Source organism: Xanthomonas sp. SI (assembly GCF_014236855.1).
Taxonomy (GTDB): Bacteria; Pseudomonadota; Gammaproteobacteria; order Xanthomonadales; family Xanthomonadaceae; genus Xanthomonas_A.
In genome coordinates this window covers 944,221-968,486 of sequence record NZ_CP051261.1, presented here as the reverse complement: position 1 = coordinate 968,486, position 24,266 = coordinate 944,221, and the positions used below count along the sequence as shown (strand labels likewise).

General features: G+C 64.2%; 16 protein-coding genes. 8 read left to right on the top strand and 8 right to left on the bottom strand.

What is annotated here, in order from left to right; genetic code table 11:
* Positions 1 to 562 precede the first annotated feature (562 nt).
* The 6 genes from HEP75_RS04185 to HEP75_RS04160 all read right to left on the bottom strand — a co-directional run bounded on the left by HEP75_RS04185 (position 563) and on the right by HEP75_RS04160 (position 13,896).
* Positions 563 to 1,243, bottom strand: a complete 681-nt coding sequence (locus HEP75_RS04185; protein WP_185815296.1) for a type 1 glutamine amidotransferase domain-containing protein — start codon at positions 1,241 to 1,243, stop codon at positions 563 to 565.
* A gap of 105 nt (positions 1,244 to 1,348) precedes the next feature.
* The gene (locus HEP75_RS04180; protein ID WP_185825558.1) at positions 1,349 to 2,602 is read right to left on the bottom strand and encodes a flavohemoglobin expression-modulating QEGLA motif protein; all 1,254 of its coding nucleotides are present in this window, start codon (positions 2,600 to 2,602) and stop codon (positions 1,349 to 1,351) included.
* 28 nt (positions 2,603 to 2,630) lie between these two features.
* Complete coding sequence (gene rsgA, locus HEP75_RS04175) at positions 2,631 to 3,746, bottom strand: ribosome small subunit-dependent GTPase A (protein WP_185815294.1); 1,116 nt, start codon at positions 3,744 to 3,746, stop codon at positions 2,631 to 2,633.
* A 230-nt stretch (positions 3,747 to 3,976) separates the two neighbouring features.
* Positions 3,977 to 9,871, bottom strand: a complete 5,895-nt coding sequence (locus HEP75_RS04170; protein WP_255423995.1) for a calcium-binding protein — start codon at positions 9,869 to 9,871, stop codon at positions 3,977 to 3,979.
* Positions 9,872 to 10,312: 441 nt separating this feature from the next.
* Positions 10,313 to 11,734 (bottom strand): HlyD family type I secretion periplasmic adaptor subunit, encoded by a 1,422-nt coding sequence (locus HEP75_RS04165; protein WP_185825557.1) that lies wholly within the window; start codon positions 11,732 to 11,734, stop codon positions 10,313 to 10,315.
* A complete protein-coding gene (locus HEP75_RS04160) occupies positions 11,731 to 13,896 on the bottom strand; it encodes a type I secretion system permease/ATPase (RefSeq protein WP_276568363.1) in 2,166 nt (721 codons plus the stop codon). Before HEP75_RS04160 ends, HEP75_RS04165 begins: the two co-directional genes overlap by 4 nt.
* Before the next feature lie 266 nt (positions 13,897 to 14,162).
* On the opposite strand from HEP75_RS04160, the gene HEP75_RS04155 reads away from it, so the two are divergent.
* The 4 genes from HEP75_RS04155 to HEP75_RS04140 all read left to right on the top strand — a co-directional run bounded on the left by HEP75_RS04155 (position 14,163) and on the right by HEP75_RS04140 (position 17,683).
* Positions 14,163 to 15,443 carry a pyridoxal phosphate-dependent aminotransferase gene (locus tag HEP75_RS04155; RefSeq protein WP_185825556.1) on the top strand — a complete coding sequence of 427 codons (1,281 nt, stop codon included), beginning with the start codon at positions 14,163 to 14,165 and terminating at the stop codon, positions 15,441 to 15,443.
* Positions 15,444 to 15,532: 89 nt separating this feature from the next.
* On the top strand, positions 15,533 to 16,174 hold the full coding sequence (locus HEP75_RS04150) for an SGNH/GDSL hydrolase family protein (protein ID WP_185825555.1): 642 nt from the start codon (positions 15,533 to 15,535) through the stop codon (positions 16,172 to 16,174).
* A 60-nt stretch (positions 16,175 to 16,234) separates the two neighbouring features.
* Positions 16,235 to 16,906 (top strand): class I SAM-dependent methyltransferase, encoded by a 672-nt coding sequence (locus HEP75_RS04145; protein WP_185825554.1) that lies wholly within the window; start codon positions 16,235 to 16,237, stop codon positions 16,904 to 16,906.
* A 435-nt stretch (positions 16,907 to 17,341) separates the two neighbouring features.
* The gene (locus HEP75_RS04140; protein ID WP_185815291.1) at positions 17,342 to 17,683 is read left to right on the top strand and encodes a hypothetical protein; all 342 of its coding nucleotides are present in this window, start codon (positions 17,342 to 17,344) and stop codon (positions 17,681 to 17,683) included.
* 105 nt (positions 17,684 to 17,788) lie between these two features.
* On the opposite strand, the gene HEP75_RS04135 is transcribed toward HEP75_RS04140, so the two are convergent.
* Positions 17,789 to 18,580 (bottom strand): polysaccharide deacetylase family protein, encoded by a 792-nt coding sequence (locus HEP75_RS04135; RefSeq protein ID WP_185825553.1) that lies wholly within the window; start codon positions 18,578 to 18,580, stop codon positions 17,789 to 17,791.
* Positions 18,581 to 18,625: 45 nt separating this feature from the next.
* Between HEP75_RS04135 and grxD the strand changes: the two genes are divergently transcribed.
* Both grxD and HEP75_RS04125 read left to right on the top strand, forming a co-directional pair.
* On the top strand, positions 18,626 to 19,552 hold the full coding sequence (gene grxD, locus HEP75_RS04130) for a Grx4 family monothiol glutaredoxin (protein ID WP_185825552.1): 927 nt from the start codon (positions 18,626 to 18,628) through the stop codon (positions 19,550 to 19,552).
* A gap of 100 nt (positions 19,553 to 19,652) precedes the next feature.
* The gene (locus HEP75_RS04125) at positions 19,653 to 20,543 is read left to right on the top strand and encodes a hypothetical protein (RefSeq protein WP_185825551.1); all 891 of its coding nucleotides are present in this window, start codon (positions 19,653 to 19,655) and stop codon (positions 20,541 to 20,543) included.
* 115 nt (positions 20,544 to 20,658) lie between these two features.
* Here HEP75_RS04125 and HEP75_RS04120 read toward each other — a convergent pair whose 3' ends face one another.
* The gene (locus HEP75_RS04120; RefSeq protein WP_185815287.1) at positions 20,659 to 21,204 is read right to left on the bottom strand and encodes a DUF924 family protein; all 546 of its coding nucleotides are present in this window, start codon (positions 21,202 to 21,204) and stop codon (positions 20,659 to 20,661) included.
* A 175-nt stretch (positions 21,205 to 21,379) separates the two neighbouring features.
* On the opposite strand from HEP75_RS04120, the gene HEP75_RS04115 reads away from it, so the two are divergent.
* Positions 21,380 to 22,780 (top strand): amidohydrolase, encoded by a 1,401-nt coding sequence (locus HEP75_RS04115; protein ID WP_185825550.1) that lies wholly within the window; start codon positions 21,380 to 21,382, stop codon positions 22,778 to 22,780.
* Complete coding sequence (locus tag HEP75_RS04110) at positions 22,777 to 24,066, top strand: amidohydrolase family protein (protein ID WP_185825549.1); 1,290 nt, start codon at positions 22,777 to 22,779, stop codon at positions 24,064 to 24,066. Before HEP75_RS04115 ends, HEP75_RS04110 begins: the two co-directional genes overlap by 4 nt.
* Positions 24,067 to 24,266: the final 200 nt, after the last annotated feature.

Genomic DNA, 24,266 nt, shown 5'->3' with positions numbered 1-24,266 from the left:
TGAAGTCCCTCCTACAGAAAAACGGGCATGACATGCACGCCAATTCCTTTGTAGGAGCGGCTTCAGCCGCGACAAACGAAGCAGCAGACGCTACGAACCCGGACAGCGTCGGGACTGAAGCCCTTCCCACAAAAAGCAGCGATGCCTGCACGGCAAAGCGTCCTTGTGGGAGCGACTTCAGTCGCGACGCACGAAGCCGCAACCTAGCCGATCCCGAAAGCGGTCGGGACCGAAGTCCCTCCTACAGAAAACGGGCATAGCATGTATCGCCAATACCCTTGTAGGAGCGGCTTCAGCCGCGACAAACGAAGCAGCAGACGCTACGAACCCGGACAGCGTCGGGACTGAAACCCTTCCCACAGAAAGCAGCGATGCCTGCACGGCAAAGCGCCCTTGTGGGAGCGACTTCAGTCGCGACGCACGAAGCCGCAACCTGGCCGATCCCGAAAGCGGTCGGGACCGAAGTCCCTCCTACAGAAGGCAAGCCGACGCCTTGCCTAGCCCTCGAGCCAGCATTGCGACACGCGCCCGGCATCCGCCGAAAAACGCGCGCCACAGACACTCACTTGCCCAACAACCCCAGCAACGCCTTCGCCGCTTCCTCGGACGAAGCCGGGTTCTGGCCGGTGACCAGTTTGCCGTCCACCACCACGTGCACGCCCCAGTCGGCGCCCTTCTCGTACAGTCCGCCGAGGCGCTGGAACTCGTCCTCGATCAGGAACGGCACCACCTCGGTCAAACCGACCGCAGCCTCTTCACCATTGGTGAAACCGGTGACGCGGCGGCCCTTGACCAGCGGCGCGCCATCGGCGGCGGTGACCCGGCGCAGCGCGCCCGGCGCGTGGCAGACGAAGCCGATCGGCTTGCCGGCACGCTCGAACGCCTCGATCAGCGCGATCGACGTGCGGTCCTCGGCCAGATCCCACAGCGGGCCGTGGCCGCCGGGATAGAACACGCTGTCGTAGTCGGCCATCTGCACGTCGGCCAGCGGCCGCGTGCTCGCCAGCTGCCGCTGCGCGTCCGCATCGGCCTTGAAGCGCTGCGTGGCCGCGGTCTGCGCATCGGCCGCGTCGCTCTTCGGGTCCAGCGGCGGTTGCCCACCCTTGGGCGAAGCCAGCGTGATCTCGGCGCCAGCGTCCTTGAACACGTAGTACGGCGCGGCGAATTCCTCCAGCCAGAAGCCGGTCTTGTGGCCGGTGTCGCCGAGGCGGTCGTGCGAGGTCAGCACCATCAGAATTTTCATGTGAATGTCCCTTGTTTGCGTGGAAATGGCGGCCATGCGCTGCAGGCCAGGCGCGCAGTATCGGCACGCATGCATTCGCGGCGGGTGAGCGCGGCGCGCTGGCGTTCAGGCGCCTTCGGCGCCGTCCAGCTGATCCATGCGGATGCGGTTGGCGAACAGCGAGAACGCCAGCATCCCGGCCAGGCCGCTGGCGCGCGCGACCCAGTTCGGCAACCAGCGCGGCGACGCCAGCACGCCGGCCTCGAACAACGGCGCGAACGCGGCCACGTCCTCCAGCGCCATCTTGCCGGCGAACAACCAGCGGCACAGCGGCAGGCGATCGCGCTGCAAGGCCTGGCGGAAGAAGGTGTGCACCGAGACCAGCCCACGCAGATACACCGTGTCCTTGGTGAAAGCGGCACCGCCGCCAGTCGGCACGCCGCGGAACACGCGCTGCGCCGAGGAAAAACTCTCCGCCGGCGACTGCCCGGCTGCATCGAAATAACGGAACACCTCAATGAAATCGGCACCGCCGCGCGCCAGCGCGATCGCCTCGATGCGCAGGCTGATCCGCTTCATGCGCGCGATGTCGATGCTGCCGGTGATCTGCTCGGCGAAGGTCGCCAGGCCCTCCTGCGTGGCGGCGACCCGCGGCGACGACAAGGCCAGGCTCGGCAGGTGCGCCTGCTCGCGGCCGTTGAGCGCGGTCAGCGAATGCACCAGCGCCTCGTGGTGGAACAGCTGCGCGCGGTCGTAATCGCTGAACGAGGCGCCGGTGCGCAGGCGGATGCGGTGCGCGCCGGCCGCGGCCTTGGCCAGCAACTCCGGATCCAGCTCCACCGCGATCACCCGCGCGCCGAAGAATTCGTCCAGATCGCGTTGCAGCAGCAGGCGCAGCGCCGTCGCCGACACCGGCACCTGTTCTTCGGCCGACAGCAGTTCGCGGTCCAGGTCCTGCGCGATATGGATGAAATGGCGCGCGGCATCGCGGGTGGTCGGGCCATGCCCGGGCATCGGATCCTCGGGCACGCCGAACAGCTGCGCCGAGTACGTGCCGACCGCCGGCGTGCCCAGCGACTCCAGCAACGCCGCGGCCAGGTCCCAGCTATGCGCGGAGGCTTGCAGATACGCGCCCAGCGGATGCGTCGGATCGGCCGCCTGCGCGATCGCCGCCAGCTCGCGGCGCGTGTCGGCGAAATCCAGCCGCGGGTACTGCACCTGCGGCAGCTGCGGCTGGCCGCGCGCCACGCTGTCCAGGAACGGCGCCTGCACCGCCGCCGGCCAGCTCGCCAGCGCCAACAGGCGGATGCCGCGCACTGCCTTGACCAGGCGCGCATCCAGAGCGGCGTGGTGCAGGATCTCGGCAGGCAGCGCGGTCATCGCGAGCGTGGCGGGCGCGCGCGGCCGCTCAGCGGCGCTGGTTGCGCGGCGGCGGCCGCTTGCCGCCGGGCTTGCCCGCGCCGGGCCGGCCCGACCTGGCGGCGTCCGCGTTCTGCGCCTGGCGCTGCGCCAGCTTGCTGGCGGCGCCGGCCACTTCCTCGCGCAGCTTCATGTAGTTGGCCAGCCGCGCCTCCTCGATGTCGCCGCGCTCGATCGCCGCCTGCACCGCACAGCCCGGTTCGGCCTGGTGCGCGCAATCGTTGAAGCGGCACTGCGCGGCCAGCGCCTCGATGTCGGCGAACCCGCCCTCGGCCAGGTCTTCCTCGCCGGTGGGCTTGAGCTCGCGCATGCCCGGCGTGTCGATCAGGCAGGCGCCGGACGGCAGCGGCAGCAGCGCCCGATGGGTGGTGGTGTGGCGGCCGCGCGAATCGTTCTCGCGCACTGCCGCGGTGCGCATCTTCTCCACCCCGAGCAAGGTGTTGGTGAGCGTGGACTTGCCGGCGCCGGAGGAGCCGACCAGCACCGCGGTGCGCCCGGCCCCCAGCCACGGCCGCAGCGCCGCCACGCTGTCGGGGTCCTTGGCGTTGACGGTCAGCAGCGGAATCGACTGCGCGGCCAACTCCTCCAGCACCGCCAGCGCATCGTCGGCGTACTCCGTGAGATCGGCCTTGGTCAGGATCACCACCGGCTCGGCGCCGCCGCCGCCGACCAGCAGCAGGTAGCGCTCGATGCGCCGCGGATTGAAGTCCGCATCCAGGCCGCAGACGATGAACACCGTATCGATGTTGGCCGCGATCACCTGCTGGTGATAGTGCTCGCCGGCTGCGCCGCGCTTGATCGCGGTGCGCCGCGGCAGCAGCGCGACAATGCGCTTGTCGTCCTCCAGCAGCACCCAGTCGCCGACCGCGGCGCGCTCGTGGCTGGGGAAGCGCGGCCGCTGCCATTCCGGCAACGACTCGACCTTGAAGCCGGCATCCACCGCATCGGCCACCACATAGCCGGTGCGGTGCTGCTCGCTGACCCGCGCCGGCCGCGCCAGCGGATGCGCGGCCATCGCCGCCAGCCAGGCCGGTTCTTCCGGCATGCCGGGCCAGGGCCAGCCGATGGGGCGCAGCGCGTCGAAGTCGATCTGGGGGGAAGTCATGGGCGGATTCTAGAGGGTGTCGCGTGCTCGTGGTGCTATCGAGACTCGAAGACCGCCGGAATAGTGAATCTGGGAAGATCACGACAATGGCAAGAATCCCTGGCGAAAAGGTGTTATCCGTGATTGCTTGCCGCGGATGCTGATCCCAGAAGAGGAGCACCCATAAAAAAGAGGCCCCGCGTCAGCGGGGCCTCGTTAGTTACAACTCATGCAAGGACTGGGAAGCAGTTTCAGACTATTGAACTGGCAACCAACAGCTTCGCTTCTTGAGAGTTGGAAGATACCAACGGTGAGGACGAGGAACTGGTGGTTGCCATTGCAGCGATCAAGGCGGCCACTTCGCTAGACGCGACAGTCTCGTCCTTGAACTGCAAATACTCGACTTGGCGGGAGCTGGAGGCAAACCAACCAGAGACGGTCAGCTGATCGTCGCTTCCCCGAATGGCGATGGACAGATCGTTTCCGGATCTGCTGAAGAAGGTGTCGTCTACAGCAAGATCCTTGTCAAAGACAATACGATCCGTAGCCCCACTATACGTGGAGATCTCTACCACCGTATCGCGACCGTCTCCCTTGTTGAACAAGTACGTATCCGAGTAGTAGCTGCCGGTGAGCGTATCGTTGCCCGTTCCGCCCACCAGCACGTTGTCTTGCGAGTCTGACGACACGCTCAGTACGTCGTCGCCTGCGCCGCCTTCCAGACGGTTTGTGCCCAAACTACCGTTCAACGTATCGTTTCCGTTGCCGCCCAACAGGATGTCGTTGCCACGCCAACCCGTCAGCGTGTCATTCCCGTCCGTACCCAGCGTTGTCAACCCTGTCGCCTTTATGGTCGCTGGCGTCCAGATCGTCCCATCGGCAAAGATGACCTGCTCGATGCTGGCACCTGCACTCTCATAGCCGCTGGAGTCCAGCCACTTCTTCAGCCGCACCGCGTCCGTACCATCGCCAATGGACAGCACCACATCCTGCCCTTCTCTCAACACGCGCACGTCACTGGCTGCAATACCGGTACCGAACACGATCTTGTCCACCGCCCCACTCGTGTAGGACGTCTCCACCACCGAGTCGCGACCATCGCCCTTGTTGAACAGGTACGTATCCGAGTAGTAGCTGCCGGTGAGCGTATCGTTGCCCGTTCCGCCGACCAGCACGTTGTCTTGCGACTCCGACGACACGCTCAGTACGTCGTCGCCTGCGCCGCCTTCCAGACGGTTTGTGCCCAAACTACCGTTCAACGTATCGTTGCCGTTGCCGCCCAACAGGATGTCGTTGCCACGCCAACCCGTCAGCGTGTCATTCCCGTCCGTACCCAGCGTTGTCAACCCTGTCGCCTTTATGGTCGCTGGCGTCCAGATCGTCCCATCGGCAAAGATGACCTGCTCGATGCTGGCACCTGCACTCTCATAGCCAGCGGAATCCAGCCAGTTCTTCAACCGCACCGCGTCCGTGCCGTCGCCGATGGACAGCACCACATCCTGCCCTTCTCTCAACACGCGCACGTCACTGGCTGCAATACCGGTACCGAACACGATCTTGTCCAGCGTCCCACTCGTGTAGGACGTCTCTACCACCGTGTCACGGCCATCACCCTTGTTGAACAGGTACGTATCCGAGTAGTAGCTACCGGTGAGCGTATCGTTGCCCGTTCCGCCGGCCAGCACGTTGTCCTTCGACTCCGACGACACACTCAATACATCGTCGCCTGCACCGCCTTCAAGACGGTTTGTGCCCAAACTACCGTTCAACGTATCGTTTCCGTTGCCGCCCAACAGGATGTCGTTGCCACGCCAACCCGTCAGCGTGTCATTCCCGTCCGTACCCAGCGTTGTCAACCCTGTCGCCTTTATGGTCGCTGGCGTCCAGATCGTCCCATCGGCAAAGATGACCTGCTCGATGCTGGCACCTGCACTCTCATAGCCAGCGGAATCCAGCCAGTTCTTCAACCGCACCGCGTCCGTGCCGTCGCCGATGGACAGCACCACATCCTGCCCTTCTCTCAACACGCGCACGTCACTGGCTGCAATACCGGTACCGAACACGATCTTGTCCAGCGTCCCACTCGTGTAGGACGTCTCTACCACCGTGTCACGGCCATCACCCTTGTTGAACAGGTACGTATCCGAGTAGTAGCTACCGGTGAGCGTATCGTTGCCCGTTCCGCCGGCCAGCACGTTGTCCTTCGACTCCGACGACACACTCAATACATCGTCGCCTGCACCGCCTTCAAGACGGTTTGTGCCCAAACTACCGTTCAACGTATCGTTTCCGTTGCCGCCCAACAGGATGTCGTTGCCACGCCAACCCGTCAGCGTGTCATTCCCGTCCGTACCCAGCGTTGTCAACCCTGTCGCCTTTATGGTCGCTGGCGTCCAGATCGTCCCATCGGCAAAGATGACCTGCTCGATGCTGGCACCTGCACTCTCATAGCCAGCGGAATCCAGCCAGTTCTTCAACCGCACCGCGTCCGTGCCGTCGCCGATGGACAGCACCACATCCTGCCCTTCTCTCAACACGCGCACGTCACTGGCTGCAATACCGGTACCGAACACGATCTTGTCCAGCGTCCCACTCGTGTAGGACGTCTCTACCACCGTGTCACGGCCATCACCCTTGTTGAACAGGTACGTATCCGAGTAGTAGCTACCGGTGAGCGTATCGTTGCCCGTTCCGCCGGCCAGCACGTTGTCCTTCGACTCCGACGACACACTCAATACATCGTCGCCTGCACCGCCTTCAAGACGGTTCGTGCCCAAGCCACCATTCAATTTATCGCTACCATCCCCCCCCAGCAAGATATCGTTGCCAGCCCAGCCAGTCAGGATGTCGTTTCCTACCGTGCCAAGCGTTGTCAATCCTGCTGCCTTTATTGTCGCTGGCGTCCAGATCGTGCCATCGGCAAAGACGACCTGCTCGATGCTGGCACCTGCACTCTCATAGCCAGTGGAATCCAGCCAGTTCTTCAACCGCACCGCGTCCGTGCCGTCGCCGATGGACAGCACCACATCCCGCCCCTCCTTAAAAACCCGAACATCGCCAGTTGCAATGCCGGCACCGAACACGATCTTGTCCAGCGTCCCACTCGTGTAGGACGTCTCTACCACCGTGTCGCGGCCATCACCCTTGTTGAACAAGTACGTGTCCGAGTAGTAGCTACCGGTGAGCGTATCGTTGCCCGTTCCGCCGGCCAGCACGTTGTCTTGCGCCTCCGAGGACACGCTCAATACATCGTCGCCTGCACCGCCTTCCAGACGATTCATACCCAAACTACCGTTCAACGTATCATTGCCGTCGCCGCCCAACAGGATGTCGTTGCCACGCCAACCCGTCAGCGTGTCATTCCCGTCCGTACCCAGCGTTGTCAACCCTGTCGCCTTTATGGTTGCTGGCGTCCAGATCGTTCCATCGGCAAAAACGACCTGCTCGATGCTGGCACCTGCATTCTCATAGCCAGCGGAATCCAGCCAGTTCTTCAACCGCACCGCATCCGTGCCGTCGCCGACGGACAGCACCACATCCTGTCCTTCCTTAAAAATCCGCACATCGCCAGTTGCAATACCGGCACCGAACACGACTTTGTCCACCGCCCCACTCGTGTAGGACGTTTCCACCACCGTGTCGCGGCCATCTCCCTTGTTAAACAGGTATGTATCCGAGTAATAGCTGCCGGTGAGCATGTCGTTGCCCGTTCCGCCGGCCAGCACGTTGTCCTTCGACTCCGACGACACACTCAGTACGTCGTCGCCTGCACCGCCTTCCAGACGGTTCGTGCCCAAGCCACCACTCAACGTGTCGTTGCCTCCACCGCCCAGCAGAACATCGTTACCTTCTCCACCGATGACCACATCGTCACCCAGGCCGCCGAACAACCTATCGTCTCCTGCCTCACCATACAAAGTGTCCGCCTCTGCGCCACCTCCGATAAGATCGTTACCGGCACCGCCATGAATGATGTCTCTAGCCGCTTCACCCCAGACCAGATCATCTGCAGACGTGCCCGTGAAACTTCCTGACACGGTCTTGATGCCCGCGAACGCGATAGCTTCGAGCCCGGCGGATGTCGTGCTGGCGCTTTCGATCCAGTCGTTCAGTAATGTCGGACCATCCCAGCCGCCGTCACTCAGGAAACCGTCTGCGTATGTATAAAGATCCAGGACATCTTGAAGAGCTGCACCAAGATCACTTTCCCGCTTACTTTCCAACATTTCACCCAGCGCAGAAAGATCAAACTGCAGATTTCCATTGGAATAATACAATAAGACACTATCCATATAGCCTGACAGCCTAGTATAGGCAACCAAACCAGCGTACACTGACTCTTTTAGCTTACTGTAGGCGTCCAGTATGGCGCTGATTTGCTCAGGCTGCAAAAGGATACTCATTATCTGTTCGGAAGCACCATTCGCACGTGAAATGCTCCTCCACTGATATGTACCCCCACCAGTTGATACCTGATCATTTTGATAACTGACCAAGCTAGATCCATTAAACTTCTCCAGGATGGCAATAATAGGTGCTAACTGCTCATGCTGCTGCTGTATCCATGCTTCGACGGCAGCTGGACCCTCAGCGTTGACAGCCGCCGGAACTGCGCCATGGTAATAGACGGTGCGATTTATCGAACCGGAGGCTTCAATGAAATCCTCGCTACTCTGCATGGTCGAGGTCTCCGCCCAGCGCATGATAATCATGTCGAGTGCGGATCTCATCTGGTTACGGGAAATTCCGGGCGCTAGTGATTGAACCGATGCGAGAAGATCTTCTGACAGACTTGCGGCCTCTACCAAATCGCGGACAGCTCCACTACCCTTGAGTCCAGGCAACTGTTTCGCTTCGTCGGTTATGACAATCGGCACCAAAGAACCACTGAAGTCCCGAAAGAAATTGTTCATAGCTAGCTGCAGGTCGCCCGCCAAACCGGTAGCGCCGTCAGTGCGGGTATACGCACCACGATTGTCAACGATATTTCCGTTGCCAAGATCGAGATCTGTGGTTGTAACCGGCGTCAGCGTAATCGATGCAATTCCAAGCGTGGAGAGCTGAAACAACTCAGAAGCCTGCGACACCCCATCCTGATTGAGGTCGCGCCATACCCTAACGTCACCGAATCGTGTATCGCTTGCGTCAAATATGCCATCATTGTTGGAATCAAGATCAGCTAACGCTGCAAAGCCTGACGACGCGCTTCCGCCATCAGCAAGAATAGTATCCACACCAAAAAGCTCAGAACCATTATCTATCAAGCCATTCCCATTCCTATCCAGAACGAGCAAGCCGTCATCTGACGATATCCATCCTGTGCCACTACGTACACCGTCGCCATCGTGATCGAATAGCACCGAACCATTAGCACCAATGGTTTCAATCCCGTCGCCATCAAGATCCAGCGTCAATGGGTCACGGCGAGGAATCCACTGACGTGCGCGATCAAACAGATCATCGACAAAATCCCCGGCTTCAGCCACTTTATCCTTGGTCCAGTGCCATGCATCCTCGTACCAGTCGTCAATGGCCTTCTTTGCATCATCTAACTTCTTCCTTCCTGCTTCGTACCATTCCTCACCTGTTTCTTGGGCCTGCTGCGCCCTCTCTTTAACCCAATCAGATATCTGCTCAGCGGTCTTATCCGCCCAATCCTCGACACTTTCTATCTCCTTCTGTATCCACTCACTCGCACCACCGTAATAATCTTCAATCTGGTCAACGATGTATTGACCATATGGATTCCAGTTACTATCAGCCAGAGTAGGAGACGCCAAGCCAGCATAATCGAAAGCCGCATCTTGCCAAGTGGTGCAGTTGTACATTTTCGGCGTCAAATTATCGCCACCAACCCAATATTCACTACCAGATCTTGTGTAATCAATAAATTCCATAAGATTAGCATATTGAGCCTCGGTAATGGCGACCTTATTGCTCGCCCCTTGATATTCATGCTCCCCCTCCTCAGTCCCCACACCCGTTTCATAGACTTTTCCATCCCCCCACATTCTTCCACTCACCGCCGGAGCAAAACCATACTCCCTAGTAGTGCCATCAGGGTTGGTGACAACAATAAATGTATGAGGAGTGCTATCAGCTCCACCCACGTCATACCTAACTTCCACATATCCGTAATCTTTCACAAAATCTCCTTTGTATGCACAGGGGTACAGTTAAATTTACAACTTAAAGCCTCGAACTTACTATCCTTAAAAAAGGATAATTTAACAGGATGCTTAATATTTGAATCATACTTAACCTTAGCCACAGCAGATTCGATTTCCGACCACTGATTCGCATCGCCAGATGAATAAATATTAAAATACATCGTATTGTTACTACTCTCCCAAAAAACAATACTTTTGCCCTGGCAGTCCCTCAGACTTTCACAAACTCCTCTTTTCATCAAGACTTTGTTAATTGCGACATATACATCGCTGTGACCAGGCAAGGGCCCACTATCACAACCCACTAGTATAAAAGTAAAAAAAAATATAAAATTTAATTTCATATAGTTTTCCAAACTTTATTTAATAAATATTGGGCACACGCCACATCATTAGGGAATGCACACTCTTTTAGAACTATCGCTCCCGTAGCGACTCGGACGAATAGCTACTTAATGGACTCAACAGATATTCAATCACCCTCCGCTTCCCCGTCTTTATCTCCGCGCTCAAACTCATGCCTGCACTCATCTGCACTTTCATACCCTCAATCTCCAGCATGTCGTTATCAAGCCGAATTCGTGCCGGAAAAACTAAACCGAGCTTTTCATCTTGCGCAGCGTCATGCGAAACACTCGCCACAGTCCCAGTCAAATAACCATAGCGCGTGTAAGGAAAGCTATCGATCTTCACGGTCACCGGTTGCCCAGGCCGCATAAATCCGATGTCCTTGTTCAACACGGTGACTTCCACCTCCAACGCCTCCTCAGCTGGCACCACCACCAGCAGGGATTGCGCTGGCGTCACCACACCGCCAACCGTGTGCACCGCCAGTTGCTGCACCGTTCCGTCCACCGGAGCTCGCAGTGCCATCAGCTTGTCGCGCTGCCCCGTCTTTGCTACATCCTGCGTCAGCTGTCCGACTTGTTCGTTCGCCTGGCGCACAGCGTCCAACGCTTGCTGCCGGGTATCGGTCACCAGTATCCGCAGCTCCTCCTGCGCGCCACTGAGGGCAGAGCGAATCTCCTGCAGGCGATTGCGCTGAGTCGCGAGCTGGCTTTCCGCAGAGATGCGTTCTTGTTCGCGCAGCAGGTATTCGTGGCGTCCCACGTACTTACCCTCTAGCAGGCGGCTGTAGTCCTCTGCGCGGACTTTGGAAATGCGCGCAGACTCAGCCAACGGGCCGATCTCATCCTGTGTCGTGCGCAGTTCAGCCTGCCGTTGCGCGATGCTGGCCTGCAGGTTGTGACGGCGAGCCTGGAAGGCTTCGAACTGGCTGACGACCAGTTGCTGTTCGGTTGCGACACGCTCGGCATCTAGATCCGGCGCCGGGTCCAAGCTCGGCGGCTGGCCATCGGCGATCGCACGGGCAAGTGCCGACTGCCGCAGAACCATTAGGCGCGCATTGACCAGAGAACCGCCGGCCTGGACGAAGTCCGCACCGGTTGCGGTGGCGTCCAACTCGATTAGAAGTTGGCCCTGCTTCACTGCCTGCCCATCGCGCACCAGGATCTTGCGCACCACCGCTGTCTCTGCCGTCTGCACCACCTTGGTCCGGGAATCGACTACGGTCTTGCCTGGGGCGACTGCCACGATGTCCAACTTGCCCAGGCAAGCCCATAGCAACGCTACGCAAAAGAACGCGATGATGACGCGCATGGTCCAACGCGCAGTGGGCGATGTCGGCGATTCGATCAATTCAAGATGCGCGGGAAGAAACGCACGCTCGTCCGATGTCCTATCAGGCGCATCCAACTGCTTCCGGATGGACCAGACGGATCTGAAGACATTGAAATAACGGTGGAAAAAGTCGCGCCATCCCTGGAGCAGATGCTTCATGGGGTTCCCTGCTGAAGTCGGAATAGATTTGCGTAGTGGCCGTCTGGACGATCCACCAGTTCGCTGTGCGAGCCGCTCTCTACGATGCGTCCCTTTTCCACCACGACGATCCGATTGGCCTGGCGCACGGTCGATAGCCGATGGGCAATGATCAGCACGGTGCGGCCTTTGCAGATCGAACGCATGTTGCTCATCACCGCATGCTCGGACTCATAGTCCAGAGCGCTGGTCGCCTCATCCAGGATCAGGATGCGAGGATCACCGATCAATGCGCGTGCAATCGCGATTCGCTGGCGCTGGCCGCCGGATAGACCCGCGCCGTGCTCGCCCACCTTGGTGTCGTAGCCTTCCGGCAACTCGACGATGAAGTCGTGTGCGCCCGCCAGTCTCGCCGCATTGATCACCCGATCCAGCGACATGCCGGGGTCGGACAGGGCGATGTTCTCGCGCACACTGCGGTTGAACAGGAAGTTCTCCTGCAGCACAACGCCCAGCTGCCGGCGCAGCCAGGCAGGATCGGCCAACGCCAGGTCCTGACCATCGATCAGGACGCGGCCACGCTCAGGCGTGTAGAGCCTCTGCACCAGCTTGGTCAAGGTGCTCTTGCCGGAGCCAGATCGTCCTACGATGCCGATGACCTCGCCTGGCCGGACATCCAACTCGATGCCGTTCAGCACTTCCGGCGCATCAGGACGATAACGGAACGTCACCCGTTCGAACGTCACTTGCCCACGTATCGGAGGCAGCGCCAGGCGGCTACCTGGCACCTCGGTACGCGTATTGAGGATGTCGCCCAACCGCTCGACCGATATGCCGACCTGCTGAAAGTCCTGCCACAGCTGGGCCAGGCGGATGATCGGCGCAGTCACCTGACCGGACAGCATATTGAAGGCGATCAATTGCCCAACCGACAGTTTGCCCTCGATGACCAGCTTGGCGCCCCAGAACAACACGGCGACGGCTGTCAGTTTTTGGACCAGTTGCACGCTTTGCTGACCGAGCGTGGCGATCCTGGTAACGCCGAAGCCCGCATTGACGTAACCAGCGAGTTGATTGTCCCAGGTACGGGTAACACGCGGGTCGACCGCCATTGCCTTGACTGTGCCGATGCCACTGATGGTTTCCACTAGAAAGGATTGGTTGTCCGCACCGCGGGCGAACTTCTCGTTCAGGCGGGTCCGCAACACCGGGGTCACTAGTGTCGAGATCAGTGCGTAAAGCGGCAAGGACAACACTACGATCAAGGTGAGCCAACCGCTATACCAGAACATCACCGCCAGGAATACCACGGTGAAGAACAGGTCCAGCACCGAAGTAAGCGCCTGCCCGGTCAGGAAATTACGGATATTCTCCAGCTCCCTCACGCGTGCGATGGTGTCGCCTACTCGCCGCGATTCGAAATAAGCCAGCGGCAGGGCGAGTACGTGGCGGAACAGACGCGCACCGAGCTCCACATCGATCTTGCTGGTCGTGTGGGCGAAGACATAGGTACGCAAGCCAGACAACACCACCTCGAACACGCCCATCGAGACCAGCCCGATGGCGATGACGTCCAGGGTTGTCAATCCGTGATGGACCAGCACCTTGTCCATCACGACTTGATAGAACAGCGGCGTTACCAGCGCGAACAGCTGGATGAAGAAGGAGACGACGAACACCTCGAGCATCAGCTTGCGATACTTGACCACCGCGGGGATGAACCAGCTGAAATCGAACTTGGCCAGATCGCCGAGCACAGAAGCACGAGATGCCACTTGCAACAAGCGACCTTTATAGCGTGCCTCGAACTCAGCAACTGAAATCGAGCGCGGCCGCTTTTCGACCAGATCGTGGATCAGGATTTGTTCGCCACTGACCTTTGCGACAATGAATGCCTCGCCGTCCGGCACCAGCGCAAGCGCTGGCAGGGCCGCCATACCTATCCGCGAGGCAGATTGCGACACCACCTTAGCCTTGAGCCCAAGTTGCTTGGCAGCCAACAGCAATGTGGTTTCGTCGAACGATTCGCCGATACGTGCGAACGCATGCGCGAGTTGCGCCGCATCGGCTGCCACCCCATGAAACTGCGCAAGCAGCACCAAACCCTGCAGTGCCAGATCTGTTCGATCCTGCACAGCCTCACCGCCCTCGATGATCGAGAGCGACGCCATTCCCCCTGACATAGCACAATCCTTTGCTTCTGAACCCAACTTAGGCCCAAATCCCTACATAGGATCCTTCGGTCTGCGCGCCTCGTCAATCCGGCTATCGCCATATCGACCCGGTTTTGCCTTTCCTTACTGCCACCAATAAAGCCTGCCGAATGACCGAGCCTCCAGCGGCTAGTGCCCAACGCCCCAAGACGTTTCCCATCAGGGCGCCACGACCTGCGGCACAACCACATTTCCGTTACCATGCCAAGTCCAACGCCTGCCACCGGCTCACCGCAATGCCCACGCCCCCGATCAAGCCGCTCGCGATCCGCGAACGCCTGTCCGAAGTCCGCTACGAGATCCGGGGCGAACTGGCGCGGCGAGCCCGGGAGCTGGAGGCGCAGGGGCGCAAGCTGATCAAGCTCAACATCGGCAATCCCGGCGCGTTCGGGTTCCGCGCGCCGGAGCACCTGCAGCGTGCGATCGCCGACGACATGGGCCGCACCGATCCCTATACGCACCAGCAGGGCCTGCCGGAGGCGCGCGAGGCGATCGCCGCGGCCTATGCGCGGCGCCAGCACCCGGACGCGCATCCGGACCGCATCTTCATCGGCAACGGGGTCAGCGAGCTGATCGACCTGTCGCTGCGCGCGCTGCTCAATCCCGGCGACGAAGTGCTGGTGCCCTCGCCCGACTATCCGCTGTGGTCGGCCGCCACCATCCTCAACGACGGCCGCCCGGTGTACTACCGCTGCGCGCCGGAGAACGGCTTCCAGCCCGACCCGGTGGAGATCGAGACGCTGGTGTCCTCGCGTACCCGCGCCATCGTGCTGATCAACCCGAACAATCCCAGCGGCGCCAGCTATTCGCGCGAGCTGCTGGAGAAGATCGTGGCGATCGCGGCCAAGCACAACCTGCTGCTGATGGTCGACGAGATCTACGACCAGGTGCTGTACGACGGCGCCGACTTCGTGCCGGTCGCGCCGCTGGCCGGCGAGCACCCGTGCATCAGTTTCGGCGGCCTGAGCAAGGTGCACCGCGCCTGCGGCTGGCGGGTGGGCTGGGCGCTGCTGTCCGGCGCCGCCGAGCGCGTCACCGAATTCCGCAATGCGATGGATCTGCTCGGCGCGCTGCGCCTGTGCGCGAACGTGCCGGGCCAGTACGCGATCGACGCCGCGGTCAACGGCCCGGACACGATCTCGCCGCTGTGCGCGCCGGGCGGGCGCCTGTACGAAACCCGCCGCGCGGTGATCGAGGCCTGTGCGGCCAGCGAACACTTGTCGCTGGTGCAGCCGGCCGGCGCGCTGTACGCGTTCCCGGCGGTGGTCGGCGCGGCCGCGCGCAACTTCGACGACCACGACTTCGCGCTGGAGCTGATGAACGACGAGGGCGTGCTGGTGGTGCCCGGTTCCAGCTTCAACGTGCCCTACCGCCACCATTTCCGCGTGACCCTGTTACCGGAAGCGGCGGTGATGCGCGAGGTGTTCGCGCGCATCGACCGGGTGCTGGCGCGCCGCGCCGAGGCGGCGACCAAGGTGGTGCCGCTGAAGCAGCGCAGTGTGGCTGGGGGGCGGTGAATCGGGAATGGGGAATCGGGAATGGCAAAGCGTGAGGCGTTGCTGCGATTTCCGGTGTCGGTGACCCGGCCGTCTTCGGTGCCGTCGCGATGAGCCAGGCCAGCTTCGCCACACTCCAGCATGCCCCGCTGCGCTATCTGGCGCTGGGCGATTCCTACACGATCGGCGAAGGCGTGGCCAACGCCGGGCGCTGGCCGCTGCAGCTGGCCGCGGCGCTGCGCCACGACGGCATCGCCATCGCCGATCCGCAGATCGTCGCCACCACCGGCTGGACCACCGACGAACTCGCTGCCGGCATCGATGCGGCCGCGCCGCAGGGGCCGTTCGCGCTGGTGACGCTGCTGATCGGGGTCAACAACCAGTACCGCGGGCGCGCGCTCGACGAGTACCGCACGCAGTTCGCTGCGCTGCTGCAACGCGCGATCGGCTTTGCCGACGGCCAGCCGCGGCGGGTGCTGGCGGTATCGATCCCGGACTGGGGCGTGACCACGTTCGCGCAGACGCCCGAACACGATCCGGTGCGCATCGGCACGCAGATCGATGCGTTCAATGCGGCCGCGCAGGCCTGCTGCCAGGCGCGTGCGGTGCGCTTCGTCGACATCACCGCGGCCAGCCGCGATGGCGGCGGCAGCGCCGCGATGCTCGCCGCCGACGGCCTGCATCCATCAGCGGCGATGTATGCGCGCTGGACCGGCCTGCTGTTGCCTGCGGCGCGCGATGCGTTAGCCTAGCGGAGTACGACGCCCCGCTGCCAAGGACCGACATTGCGCGACGCCAGCACCATCCAGCCCATGACCCGCCCGCAGGCCCTGGCCATCGCCCGCGCCTTCCTGCCGACGCATCCGCTCGGCAACCGCTACGACTACTACTACACCCGCACCAAGCTGCGCACCGATCCGCTCTACCCCGGCGTGCTCGCCGCACTGCGCGGCACCGACGCGCCGATCATGGACCTGGGCTGCGGCCTGGGCCTGCTCGCGCATGCGCTGCGCGCCGACGGCCAGCGGCAGCGCTACCTCGGCGTGGACATCGACGCGTCCAAGATCCGCCGCGCGCTCCGCATCGCCGCGCGCAGCGAACTGCACGACACTCGCTTCGACGTGGTCGATCTCGGCCAGGCCTGGCCTGAGCACAGCGGCAGCGTCGCGATCCTGGACGTGCTGCAGTACCTGGACGCGGCCATGCAGGCCAACCTGATCCGCAGCGTGGCGAAGATGCTCGGCCCCGGCGCCAAGCTGGTGATCCGCAGTGCCCTGGGCGATGCCAGCGGCCGCGGCCGCACCAGCCGCGTCACCGATGTGCTCGCGCACCTGGCCGGCTGGATGCAGGAAGTGCCCAAGTGCTATCCCACCCGCGACAGCCTGGAACGCCAGCTTGGCGACGCTGGGCTGCGCGCCACGTTCGCGCCGCTGTACGGCAACACGCCGTTCAACAACTGGCTGATCGTGGCCGAACTGCGCTGACGCGGCTGGTCATGCGCCTTTACGCCTGGGAATACACCAAGCAGCTCCGTTTCGACATTGCATGCACTGCCGTCGCCAGACGCCTGGCGACGCGGAAACGCTGTGCATCGGTTGCGTGCACGTATTGCAGCTCGAGTCCGCACCGCATTTCCGCGGTCACCGGCAACTGGCGAGGCGCGTGACGTCTATACTGCCGCGCCGTCGCTGGCGCATCGATAGCGCCGCTCGGATTCCACGGATGGAAATGCAAGCTTCGGCAATGTGCAGCGCCACGCTCATTCAGTGCGAACGCGCCGACCTGCCGATTCGCATCCGCATCCGCGATCGCTGCCATGGCAACGCATGCCGACGCGACCAGCGCCGCGCGCGCAAACCGCATCACGCTCTCCTGCGCGCATCGGCGCCGGAACGATCCTGCCCCCCCTCGGAGTCCCCATGACATCCCCAACGCTTCCTCCCTATTCCGGCCTCGGCATCGCCTCGTTCGCGGTCAGCCTGATCGCCGCGGTGCTCACGCTCGTGCTGATCGGCGTGTGCGCGGCACTGGTCTATTCCCAGCCCGACAGCCTGGACGAAGACTCGCCGCTGGCGATGCTGGTCGGCATGGCGATGATGGTCGGCGTCTTCGCCGAGTTGGCCGCCGCCGCGCTCGGCATCGGCAGCCTGTTCCAGCGCGACCGCAGGAAGCTGTACGGCGTGCTAGGCCTGATCTTTGCGATCGCGACCCTGGTCGGCGTCGCCGCGCTGATCGTGTTCGGACTCATCCAGGGCAGCTGAGTCCGGCGCGAACGCGAGCTGCTGGCTCGCGTCGCGACTCCACAGCAACTGCAGTGCAGGCAGACCCGCGCGGTTGCCGCCTGGCATCTCGGTCGCGCAGGCGCGCTAGCCCGGCAGGATGCTGACCAGGCCTTTGTCGCGCATCGCCTGCAACACGCCTTCCACGATCGCCAGGTTGTGCCCATGCGCCGCGCCCTCGTGCAGCAGCACGATCGCGCCGGGCGCCAGATCGCGCGCGATGCGCGCCACGGTCGCGGCGGGATCGCAGTTCACGCCGTCGAAGCCGCGCGCGCTCCACGCCACCCGGGTCAGGCCATGCGCGCGCAGCGGCGCGGCGACGAACGGGTTGGTCATGCCCACCACCGAGCGGTACCAGCGCGGCGCGGTGCCGGCGATGGCGCCCAGCACCTGCTGCGCCTGGCCGATCTCGCGCGCCATGCGCCGCGGCCCCAGCGCCCAGAACCAGGCCTGCGGGTGGGTGTGGCTGTGGTTGCCGATGCCGTGGCCGCGGCGCAGGATCTCGCGCACCAGTTCCGGGCGGGCAGCAGCGCGCACGCCGACCAGGAAGAAGGTGGCCTTGGCCTGGTGGCGGTCGAGCAGGTCCAGCAGCGGCGCAGTGTCGGCGGAGGGGCCGTCGTCGATGGTCAGCCACACCCGCGGGGCGGTGCCGGGCAGGCGGCTGAGCACCGGCGCGTACAGCCAGGCCCGCGGCAGGAACACCGGCAGCACCAGGGCCGCATGCGAGGCCAGCAGCGCCGGCAGCCCGATCCGCCAGCCCCAGTGCCACCAGAGCGCCGCCACCAGCGCCTGCGAGGCCAGCGCCACAGGCAGCCAGCGGTAGGGGTGACGGGGGATGCGATGCAGCGTTTCCGGAACTGTCATGCCCCATGATGCCATGCGGCGTAGAATGACCGGTCCGACTCAGCGACCGAAATCACTGCCATGTCCCTCGATCCCGCCCTGCGTTCCCGCATCGAAACGCTGCTCAGTTCCAACCGCGTCGTGCTGTTCATGAAAGGCCAGCCGAGCATGCCGCAGTGCGGCTTCTCCGCCAAGGCGGTGGGTGCGCTGAACGAACTGGGCGTCGATTTCGCCCACGTCAATGTGCTGGCCGACCAGGACATCCGCGAAGGCATCAAGGCCTACGGTGATTGGCCGACCATCCCGCAGCTGTACGTGGACGGCGAACTGGTCGGCGGCAGCGACATCATCCTGCAGATGGCCGGCAGCGGCGAGCTGAGCGAACTGCTCGGCGTGCAGGCGCCGGACCGCACCCCGCCGTCGATCACCATCACCGACGCCGCCGCCGACATGCTGCGCGGCGCGCTGGCCGATGCCCCGGGCGCGACCCTGGCGCTGGCGATCGACGCGCAGTTCCAGCCGAACTTCCAGCTGGCCCCGACCGACCCCAACGCCATCGCCGCCGAGTCCAACGGCCTGCGCGTGCAGTTCGATCTGGCCAGCGCGCGCCGCGCCGAAGGCATCACCATCGACTGGGTCGACGACCTGCGCGGCCGCGGCCTGGCGATCGACAACCCGAACGCGCCCAAGCCGGTGCAGGAACTGAGCGTGCGCGACGCCGACGACCAGGTGCGCGCCGGCGGCCTGATCCTGGTGGACGTGCGCCCGCCGGAAGAGCGCGCAATCGCCTCGGTGAACGTGCCGTTCCGCACCCTGGACGGCGACCAGCGCGCGCAGCTGGAAGCGCTGCCGAAGGACACCGCGCTGGCGTTCCTGTGCCACCACGGCGGGCGCAGCGCGCAGGCCGCCGAGCAGTTCCGCGCGCTCGGCTTCAGCCGCGTGCACAACGTGGTCGGCGGCATCGAGGCCTGGGCCAGCGACGTGGACAGCAGCGTGGCGAAATACTGAGCCAGCGGCACGCGATACAGCGACATCACGGCGGGCGATCCAGAGGGTCGCCCGCTTTTTTTGCGATACGGTTTTTGTGCTTCCGGGGAGGAAGCAAGCCATGACACGCACACTGAAACGCTGGACCGCAGCACTACTCTGCCTCGCCGCCCTGCCTGCCGCCGCCGCGCCAACCGCACCGACGCCGCAGACGGTGATCTACGTCACCCCGGTCTCGGACGAGGCGAAGGTGATGAGCTATATCCCGGTGCGCGGCGCGCCGTCGGAAGAAGCCGAACTGGGCGCCTGGCGCGGGCTGAAAAAGCCGCTGCGGGTGTTCGACAAAGGCGCCGAGGACGGCGTGGCGACCCCGCTGGCGTTCTCGGTCGACGACAACACTATGTGCGGCGGCGACCTGCGCGTGCGCCTGAAGACCGCGCACGGCGCTACCTTCGCCCACGATGCCCTGCTCGCCTCGTTCGACCTCAATCCCGGCCAGCGCTTCACCCGCCACGATCCCGATGCCACGCAGCGGCGTGCGCTGTTGCAGGTCGTCGGCGCCGATCCGTCGGTGCGCAAGCGCCTGCCTGCCGCGGCGCTGAAGCGGCTGCTGGCGCATCTGGCTGCGGCGCCGGCCGACGAGAAGCCGGCACTGACCGTGATCGCCGATGCCAAACGACCGGGGCACGACGTGGCGCTGGTCACCGCCAGCGTCTACGACCCGGCGCCGGCAGCGAACGCGGACGGCGCCTCACCCAAGCTGACCACCCTGCTGGCGGTGCTGGAACGCAGCGACAGCGGTTGGCGCATGCGCAAGATCCTCGCCGACTACGGCTGTGACGATTGCGAAGGGCGCAAGGACAACTATGCACTGCTGCAGTTCGCCGATCTCGATGCCGACGGCACGGTCGATTTCCTGATCCAGCACAGCGGCTACGAGACCTACGGGTTCTGGCTGCTGCACCTGGTCGATGGCCAATGGCGCAGCGACGACCTGGTCGGCGGCTGCTGAGCGCGAAAACGCTCGGCGCTGCACTGTAGGAGCGGCTTCAGCCGCGACAGACTCTCCGGATACAACCTGTCGCGGCTGAAGCCGCTCCTACAACAGCGCTACCGCGGCGCGCCACTCAACCGGCGAAACCGCCCTCGTCCAGAAACCGCTGCTCGTCCTGCGTGCTCTCCCGCCCCAGCGCCGCATTGCGATGCGGGAAGCGGCCGAAGCGCTGGATGATGTCCTCGTGCTGCGTGGCCCACTGCAGGCTGTCGGCATCGCCGAGCGCGCTGAACAGCTCCACCGCCTCGCGCTGCAGGCCCGGATCCTCGGCGTGTTCGTACGGCAGGTAGAAGAACATGCGCAACCCCGGCTCGACCTGCTGGTCGAAGCCGGCCGCCAACGCCCATTGCGCGTAGCGCCGCGCCAGGCCATCGGTGGCGTAGGCGTGCGCGCTGCCGCGAAAGGCGTTGCGCGGCACCTGGTCGAGCAACAGCAGCAGCGCCAGCGCGCCCTCCGCGCTGCCCATCCACGCCGCGTATTCGTCCCGCGCCGCGGCGTGATGCGCGTCCAGCAAATTCTGGCGGACGTTCGCATCGAACGAGTCGTTGGCGGCGAACCAGCGTTCGCGGCCGGCGCTGCGCCAGAACTCCACGACATCGCAGGGCAGGATCTCGGTCATCGCATTTCCATCGGTCGGCAATCGGCCTCTATACCCGATCCGGCGTCGGCATGCGGTGTGCGCCGCGGCGCCGCCGGCATGCGGCCGCCACCGCCCGCACTTGGCAAGCGCGCCGGCTCGGGCTAGCGTGCGCAGGCGGCGCCAACGCTGCCAGCCAACATCCGGGGAAAATCTGATGCGTCATCTGTTGCTCGCCTGCCTGGGCGTGGCGCTGTGCGGCCCTGCCGCGGCCGCCTCGCGTTTCGTCGAAGACCCTTACCCCAGCACCTACCGGCCGCTGGCGTCCACGCCGGTGCTGATCGAACACGCCACCGTGCTCACCGGCACCGGCGAGCGCCTGGACGATGCCGACGTGCTGCTGCAGGACGGCCACGTGCAGGCGGTGGGCCGCGCGCTCGCCGCCCCGGCCAACGCCACCCGCATCGACGGCCACGGCAAGTGGGTCACGCCCGGCATCATCGACGTGCACTCGCACCTGGGCGTGTACGCCAGCCCCGGCGTCAGCGCGCACAGCGACGGCAACGAGATGACCGCGCCGGTGACGCCCAACGTCTGGGCCGAGCATTCGATCTGGCCGCAGGATCCGGGCTTCGGCACCGCGCTGGCCGGCGGCGTCACCTCGCTGCAGGTGCTGCCCGGATCGGCCAACTTGGTCGGCGGCCGCGGCGTGACCCTGAAGAACGTGCCGGCCACCACCTACCAGGCGATGAAGTTCCCCGGCGCGCCGTGGGGCCTGAAGATGGCCTGCGGCGAGAACCCCAAGCGCGTGTACGGCGAGAAGGGCGGCCCGGCCACGCGCATGGGCAACGTCGCCGGCTACCGCGCCGCGTTCATCGACGCCAGCGAATACCTGCGCAAGAACGCGCCGAAGAAGAAGGCGCCGGAAAAGCGCCATTGGTGGAGCCGCGGCGCAGGCGACAACGACAGCTCCGGCGACAGCGGCGGCAAGCGCGACCTGAAGCTGGACACCCTGGCCGGCGCGATCAACGGCGACATCCGCGTGCACATCCACTGCTACCGCGCCGACGAGATGACCACCATGCTCGACCTGGCCAAGGAATTCGGCTTCAAGATCGCCGCCTTCCACCACGGCGTGGAGGCCTACAAGATCGCCGACCGGCTGGCCCAGGAAAACGTCTGCGGCGCGCTGTGGGCGGACTGGTGGGGCTTCAAGATGGAGGCCTTCGACGGCATCCAGGAGAACATCGCGCTGGTCGATCGCCCGGCCAACGGCTGCGCCATCGTGCATTCGGATTCGGAGGAAGGCATCCAGCGGCTCAACCAGGAAGCGGCCAAGGCGATGGCCGCCGGGCGCCGTGCCGGCATCGCCATCGCACCCGAGCGCGCGATCCGCTGGCTGACCAGCAATCCGGCCAAGGCGCTGGGCATCGAGAAGCAGACCGGCTCGCTGGAGCCGGGCAAGATGGCCGACGTGGTGGTGTGGAACGGCAGCCCGTTCAGTTCCTACGCGCTGGCCGAGAAGGTCTACATCGACGGCGCGCAGGTCTACGACCGCGCCGACCGCCGCCTGCAACCCACTTCCGACTTCATGCTCGGCCAGGAGGCTGCCCCATGAGCCGCTCCGCTCCGCCCTCGCGCCACCTGGCGCAACGCCTGCTCATCGCGGCCTGCCTGGCCCTGGGCAGCGCGCCCGCCTTCGCCCAGGACGTGCTGATCCGCGGCGCCACCGTGCATACCGCCAGCGCGCGCGGCACGCTGCAGAACGCCGACGTGCTGGTCCAGGGCGGCACTATCCGCGCGGTCGGCAGCGGCTTGTCGGCACCGGCCGGGGTCGCGGTGATCGAGGCCAAGGGCCGCCCGCTGACCCCCGCGCTGTTCGGCGGCATCACCGAGATCGGCATCGAGGAAGTGTCCGGCGAGTCCTCCACCGTGGACAGCGCGCTGAGCCTGCCGCACGACCAGCCGATGCGCCCGGAGTTCGACGTGACCCTGGCCTACAACCCCGACTCGGTGCTGATCCCGGTCGCGCGCGTGGAGGGCATCGGCTTCACCGCGCTCGGCGCCAACAGCGGCGGCGCCTTCATCGCCGGCCAGGGCGCGGTGATGCGCCTGGACGGCGGCGCCGACCCGATCGGCCCACGCGCGCTGTACGTGCGCCTGGGCAGCGACGCGCTGGAACTGAGCGGCAAGTCGCGCGCCGCGCAATGGATGCTGCTCGACCAGTTGGTGGCCGAAGCGCGCGGACGCATGCCGGCCGACTCGCCGCATGCCTTGCTGACCCCGGCCGGGCGCGCCGTGCTGGCCAGGTACCTGGCCGGCCAGGGTCGCATCGTGGTGGCGGTGAACCGCGCCGCCGACATCCGCCAGCTGCTGCGCTGGGCGCAACGCGAGAAGGTGCGCATCGCCATCGCCGGCGGCGACGAGGCGTGGAAACTGGCGCCGGAACTGGCCAGGGCGCAGGTGCCGGTGTTCGTCAACGCGCTGGACGACCTGCCGGCCAGCTTCGACCAGATCGGCGCCACCCTGGAGAACGCCGCGCGCCTGCACGCGGCCGGCGTCGCGGTGAGCTTCACCCAAGGCGGCGACGGCTCGCACAACGCGCGCAAGCAGCGCCAGCTGGCCGGCAACGCGGTAGCGCACGGGCTACCCTGGGAAGACGGCCTGGCCGGCCTGACCCGGGTTCCGGCCGAGGCGCTGGGCGTGGGCGACAGGCTCGGCAGCATCGCCCCCGGCAAACTCGCCGACCTGGTTCTGTGGGAAGGCGATCCACTGGACGTGGCCCACTACGCCGAACAGGTCTGGCTGGGCGGCCGCGCGATGCCGATGCGTTCGCGCCAGACCGAACTGCGCGACCGCTACATGAAGCAGGCCGGCGCGCTGCCGCGGGCGTATACGCAGTAGCGCGAGTGGTACAGGCGCTGCGTGCCGCGACGCAGGACGTCGCGACACGCGGCGTGGCCCGGCTGCTGCTCTGCAAGCGTCCGCGGTTGCGCCGCGACGACAAGTGCGGCACTCCGGTCCGCTCCGCTGGCGCCGGCTATTACCGGCGCGCCAGCATCGATGCCGGGAACTTCCCGCCATGGCGGCGACGGCCCGGCCTG

Bases quoted from the DNA above. Each gene is read 5' to 3' on its own strand.
- HEP75_RS04185 (WP_185815296.1), bottom strand. From the start codon at position 1,243: ATGAAAATTCTGATGGTGCTGACCTCGCACGACCGCCTCGGCGACACC.
- HEP75_RS04180 (WP_185825558.1), bottom strand. From the start codon at position 2,602: ATGACCGCGCTGCCTGCCGAGATCCTGCACCACGCCGCTCTGGATGCG.
- rsgA (WP_185815294.1), bottom strand. From the start codon at position 3,746: ATGACTTCCCCCCAGATCGACTTCGACGCGCTGCGCCCCATCGGCTGG.
- HEP75_RS04165 (WP_185825557.1), bottom strand. From the start codon at position 11,734: ATGAAGCATCTGCTCCAGGGATGGCGCGACTTTTTCCACCGTTATTTC.
- HEP75_RS04160 (WP_276568363.1), bottom strand. From the start codon at position 13,896: ATGTCAGGGGGAATGGCGTCGCTCTCGATCATCGAGGGCGGTGAGGCT.
- HEP75_RS04155 (WP_185825556.1), top strand. From the start codon at position 14,163: ATGCCCACGCCCCCGATCAAGCCGCTCGCGATCCGCGAACGCCTGTCC.
- HEP75_RS04150 (WP_185825555.1), top strand. From the start codon at position 15,533: ATGAGCCAGGCCAGCTTCGCCACACTCCAGCATGCCCCGCTGCGCTAT.
- HEP75_RS04145 (WP_185825554.1), top strand. From the start codon at position 16,235: ATGACCCGCCCGCAGGCCCTGGCCATCGCCCGCGCCTTCCTGCCGACG.
- HEP75_RS04140 (WP_185815291.1), top strand. From the start codon at position 17,342: ATGACATCCCCAACGCTTCCTCCCTATTCCGGCCTCGGCATCGCCTCG.
- HEP75_RS04135 (WP_185825553.1), bottom strand. From the start codon at position 18,580: ATGGCATCATGGGGCATGACAGTTCCGGAAACGCTGCATCGCATCCCC.
- grxD (WP_185825552.1), top strand. From the start codon at position 18,626: ATGTCCCTCGATCCCGCCCTGCGTTCCCGCATCGAAACGCTGCTCAGT.
- HEP75_RS04125 (WP_185825551.1), top strand. From the start codon at position 19,653: ATGACACGCACACTGAAACGCTGGACCGCAGCACTACTCTGCCTCGCC.
- HEP75_RS04120 (WP_185815287.1), bottom strand. From the start codon at position 21,204: ATGACCGAGATCCTGCCCTGCGATGTCGTGGAGTTCTGGCGCAGCGCC.
- HEP75_RS04115 (WP_185825550.1), top strand. From the start codon at position 21,380: ATGCGTCATCTGTTGCTCGCCTGCCTGGGCGTGGCGCTGTGCGGCCCT.
- HEP75_RS04110 (WP_185825549.1), top strand. From the start codon at position 22,777: ATGAGCCGCTCCGCTCCGCCCTCGCGCCACCTGGCGCAACGCCTGCTC.